Source organism: Variovorax sp. JS1663, assembly GCF_002157355.1.
In the GTDB taxonomy this organism is placed as follows: Bacteria; Pseudomonadota; Gammaproteobacteria; order Burkholderiales; family Burkholderiaceae_C; genus Variovorax.
The window spans coordinates 1-4126 of sequence record NZ_LYMK01000102.1 but is presented as its reverse complement, the minus strand read 5'-3'; the positions used below and the strand labels follow the sequence as shown (position 1 = coordinate 4126).

Annotated in this window: 2 protein-coding genes; one reads left to right on the top strand and one right to left on the bottom strand. The window is 66.8% G+C overall.

The window, feature by feature from the left end:
• Window positions 1–174: 174 nt before the first annotated feature.
• Window positions 175–660 (bottom strand): hypothetical protein, encoded by a 486-nt coding sequence (locus A8M77_RS36355; RefSeq protein WP_158101062.1) that lies wholly within the window; start codon window positions 658–660, stop codon window positions 175–177.
• Between the two features lie 174 nt (window positions 661–834).
• Here A8M77_RS36355 and A8M77_RS34680 point away from each other — a divergent pair.
• Window positions 835–4126: beta strand repeat-containing protein (locus tag A8M77_RS34680; protein WP_192871722.1), on the top strand; the 3292-nt coding region annotated here is incomplete at its 3' end.

Here is a 4126-nt window from a genome sequence, read left to right as displayed (position 1 = left end):
GGCGTCAGTTTGTCCACGGGGATTGGCGGCAGCGGTGGCAGGGGGGGTGATGGTTTACCGGCGCCCATGTCCTCCGGCATGGGCGGCGCGGGCGGTAGTGGTGGGGGCGTTGGGAGCAGCACTCAAAGGAACAATGCCAGCCCACTGATCGGGACGCCAGGCGGAGATGGCCTGTCAGGCGACGACTATTTTTATACCTATTTCGGTGGTGGTGGCGGCGGCGGCGGCGGCGGTGGCGGATTTGGCTTGGTCTTCTCGGGCACTGGCCTTGCAGGCAATTCTTCGCAAATCAATGGAGGCCGCGGCGGCAGTGGTGGCGGCGCGGAGGGCCTTGATGGTGGTGGCTTCGGCGGCGGCGGCGCTGGCGGTGGTGGAGCGTTGCTTGGCGGTCAGCTCAGCTTCACGAACAGTGGTTCCATGTCTGGGGGGGACGGGGGAAACGGCGGAACCGAGTTTTGGGAGGGGGATCCAGTCAGAGACGTCGGCCGCGGCGGTGATGGCGGCATGGGGGTCGCGCTCACTGGCGGTGACCTCATCAACATCAATATCGGCACCATTGCAGGGGGTAAGGGTGGTGCCGGTTTCCTGAGCGGCATTGGCGGTGCCGGTGTTGTCGTGCTTGCAGGGAGTGGCACTGTGCAGAACGCAGGCGCCATTCAAGGCGGTGCGGGTGGCTCGCTTCCGAGCGCCCAAGGGGGCCGGGTCGGTGGGGACGGGGGCGCTGGTGTCGTGCTGATGGGGGGCGGTGCTGTGCTGAACGCCGGCGCCATCCAAGGCGGTGCGGGTGGTTTGAGCTCTCGCTACGGTGACACTGCCGCCGGAGGCGCCGGTATCGTGGCGACCGGCAACGCCAGCATCACCAACGCCAGCAGCATCGGCGGTGGCCTGGGCGGCGATGGCTCGACGCGCGCGAACGCCATCGACCTGTCCGGCGGCAACAACAGGCTCACTCTGGTGGCCGGCTACAGCTTCACCGGCAACGTGGTCAGCACCAGCGGGGTGGCCAATGGCGCAGGCCAGAACTGGTCGATTGCCGACGGCACCCTGCAAGGCGATGCCAACACCTTCGCCGGCAACATCAGCTTCGCGCCTGCGCCGCCCACCAGCACCCCCGGCGTGGTCTTCGATCAAGGCAGCGGCAACGCCAACAGCGCGGTGTCGGCCACCTACGCCGGCACCGTCAGCGGGGCGGGATCGCTGACCAAGATCGGCGACGGCACTTTGACCCTCTCCGGCGCCAACACCTACACCGGGGCGACCACGGTCAACGCAGGCATCTTGAGGGCCGGCATCGCCACCAACGCCTTCGGCAGCGGCAGTGCCCTCACCGTCAACAGCGGCACCACCCTGGACCTGAACAGCCTCGACCAGACCGTGGGCAGCCTGGCGGGATCGGGCAGCCTCACCCTGGGCAGCGGCACCCTCACGAGCGGGGGCAACAACACCAGCACCACCTTCAGCGGCCCGATCTCGGGAAGCGGTGGCCTGAACAAGGCCGGGACGGGCGCCCTGACCCTCTCCGGCACCAACGGCTACACCGGGGCGACCACGGTCACCGCCGGCACCTTGAGGGCCGGCATCGCCGACAACGCCTTCGGCAACGGCAGCGCGGTCACCGTCAACAGCAATGCCACTCTGGACCTGAACAACTTCAACCAGACCGTGGGCAGCCTGGCCGGATCGGGCAGCCTCACCCTGGGCAGCGGCACGCTCACGAGCGGGGGCAACAACAGCAGCACCACCTTCAGCGGCTTGATCTCGGGAAGCGGCGGCCTGAACAAGACCGGGACGGGCACATGGACGCTGTCCGGCGACAACAGCGCTTACATCGGATCGACCACGGTCAGCGCAGGCACGCTGCTTCTGGGCCATGCAGCCGCGTTGGGAGGCGCCGGCGCCATCGCCACCGTGGACGCCGATGCCACGCTCGATCTGGGGGGGCAAGGGATAGGGACCAGCGTCAATTTGAGGGGCGGCACCCTGAGCAACAGCACCGGAGACGGCGTCCTCACAGGCGCGCTCGACCTGGGCACCGGAGCCGTCAACACCATCAGCAGCAACAGCGGCACCAGCCTGACCCTGTCCGGCGCCATCAGCGGCGACGGCGTGACCATCGCCGGCAGCGGTTCGGTCAACTACCGCGGCACCAACACCTACACCGGAACGACCACCATCCATGCCGGCGCCACCCTCACCACCGAGGCTGCCGGCGTAGGAGCCGGCAACGGCATCGCCAACAACGGAACCCTCATCCTCGACCAGCAAGCCGGCAGCGGCACGGTCAGCCAGGCCATCAGCGGCAGCGGCAGCGTGACCAAGAGCGGGTTTGGGACCACCGTGACCCTCACCGGTGCCAACACCTACGCCGGAGCGACGACCATCAGCGAAGGCACGCTGCAAGCCGGGGCCGTGAACACCTTCAGCGCGGCCAGCGCGGTGACGATTGATATCGGCACCCTGGACCTGAACAACTACAGCCAGACCATCGGCAGCCTGTCGGGCTATGGCTTCGTGACCTTGGGTACCTCGGGTACCGGAATCTTGACGGTCGGAGCCGACAACAGCAGCACCCTGTACCAGGGCTACATCTCAGGAAGCGGAGGACTGACCAAGGTCGGCACCGGAACACTGACCCTGGCCAGAGACAACGACTCCTACACCGGCGTCACCACCATCAACGCAGGCACGCTGCGTCTGGACAACGCCAACGGTCCCACGGGGCTGGGTGCATCCACCGCCACCGTCATCGTCAACAGCGGCGGCACCCTGGACGTGAATGGGCAGTATGGGGTGGTGCAATCCATTGACCTGAATGGAGGCACGCTGGCCAATGGCAACTCACTCGGCCCCACGAGCGTGCCGTTGAGCCGCGTGTTCAGCGACATCCATTTGACCCAGGGGGGCACCAACACGATCAGCAGCGACGGCTATCTGACCCTCTCGGGCGTCATCAGTGGCGACAGCGTCACCATCGCCGGCACCAACAGAGTCATTTACGGAGCAGCCAACACCTATACCGGGACGACGACGATCAACGCCGGAGCGATCCTGGAAACGGATGCGGCCGGCGTGGGAAGTGGCAGCGGCATCATCAACAATGGCACCTTGGCCTTTGACCAGTCGGGACCGGGTACCGTCCGCCAGGCCATAGACGGCAGCGGCCACCTGACCAAGTGGGGCAGCGGCACGCTCACCCTTTCCGGCGCAAACAGCTACAGCGGCGGCACCTCGGTCTACGAGGGCATGCTGTCAGTCTCCGAGGACAGGAATCTGGGTGCCGTCTCCGCCCCACTGATCCTCGATGACGGCACCCTGCGCAATACCGCTGCCTTCACGATCGCGCGTGCCATCGGCATCGGGTACTTCCGAGGCACCTTCCAGACCGACGCCGATCTGACCATCACAGGCCGGATCTTGGGAGCCGACGCTTGGGGGGACGGCGGTCTGTTCAAAACCGGCGCCGGCACCTTGACCCTCACCGGCGCCAACACCTACGCCGGAGGCACCAACGTCCGGGAAGGCACGCTGTCTGTTTCCAGGGATGAGAACCTGGGTAACGCCACGGGCGATTTGACCCTCGATGGAGGCACCTTGCGCACCACCGGTGCCTTCGACACCGCGCGGACCATCAACCTCGAAGGCAACGGTGGCACCTTGCAGACCGACGCCGACCTCACGGCCAGCGGTACCGTTCGCGGCGACGGTACCTTGGTCAAGGCGGGCACGGGCACCCTCACATTGACGGGCACCAACAGGTACAGAGGAGGCACCCAGATCGACGCTGGGACACTGGCCGTCTCGGCCGATGCCAACCTGGGGAGGGCCTCGGGGGCCCTGAGTTTCAATGGCGGCACTCTGCGTACCACGGGTGCCTTCACCACCGCGCGAAGCATCGTCCTCGACGCCGGCGGTGGCACCCTGCAGACTGACGCCGATCTCACGGCAAGTGGCATCGTCAGCGGCGTGGGCGCCCTGGCCAAGACCGGTGCCGGCACCTTGACGCTGACTGGCGAGAACACCTACAGCGGCGGCACCGACCTCAAGGAAGGCCGCATTGCCGTTCGCAACAACAGGGCCCTGGGCAGCGGCGAGCTGGCCATGCACGAAGGCACCACCCTGCGCTTCG